Below are 312 nucleotides of genomic sequence, written 5' to 3'. Positions count from 1 at the left end.
GCATGGGGTCCGGCCTCCGTTCCGGTCTTCTCGGCAGCCGCCGCCTCAGTCCCCGAGGCCGCGCCGGCCCCCGCCGCGGCGGCACGCCGCCCGCGGCCACCCCCCTCGCCACCCCGGCGCCCCCCACCCCGGCCGCGCCGACCCCCCTCCCCACCCGCCGGGCCCTTGCCCCAGCCCGCCGCCGCGACCACCGGAGCACTGGACCTTGATGCGCTTGGCGCCGGACTTCATGGTGCCCTGCATCGACTTGCGCATGGCACGGCGGAACGACACGCGGGAGGACAGCTGCTCCGCGACGCCCTGAGCCACGAG

The 312-nt window shown here is 78.5% G+C and carries 1 pseudogene; it reads right to left on the bottom strand.

What is annotated here, in order from left to right:
- Positions 1-177: 177 nt before the first annotated feature.
- Positions 178-312, bottom strand: a pseudogene (locus tag UK12_RS45465) (30S ribosomal protein S3); the annotation flags it as partial.

It is taken from the genome of Saccharothrix sp. ST-888, from assembly GCF_000955975.1.
Classification (GTDB): domain Bacteria; phylum Actinomycetota; class Actinomycetes; order Streptomycetales; family Streptomycetaceae; genus Kitasatospora.
Note: the sequence above shows the minus strand (reverse complement) of the source record. Positions and strands in the feature narration are given on the sequence as shown.